The organism is Colwellia sp. BRX10-4, assembly GCF_014077465.1.
In the GTDB taxonomy this organism is placed as follows: domain Bacteria; phylum Pseudomonadota; class Gammaproteobacteria; order Enterobacterales; family Alteromonadaceae; genus Colwellia_A.
This window is the reverse complement of sequence record NZ_JACGVZ010000155.1, coordinates 1-245: the sequence shown is the minus strand read 5'-3', so window position 1 is coordinate 245 and position 245 is coordinate 1. Positions and strand designations below refer to the sequence as shown.

General features: G+C 42.4%; 1 pseudogene. It reads right to left on the bottom strand.

Annotation, left to right across the window (positions count from 1 at the left end):
- A pseudogene (locus tag H4J67_RS20200) lies at positions 1-245 on the bottom strand (IS3 family transposase); the annotation flags it as partial.

Here is a 245-nt window from a genome sequence, read left to right as displayed (position 1 = left end):
TTTCTGTTTAAGTTCAACATCTTCTATCGCACGGGCACTGGGTTGACGCTCGCGCCAATCGTAATAGCCACTTTTAGACACATCAAAAAATTTCAGTAACCTTTTGACCTTTATGTCGGGTCTGAGTTTTTCGATGAATCGATATCGGCTTGATGCTCCTCGGCAAGAAACCGTTGCCACTTTTTTAGAATAAACAGCTCCTCCTTAAGCTCTTTATTTTCACGTGCTAGTTCCTGCTCTTTGGT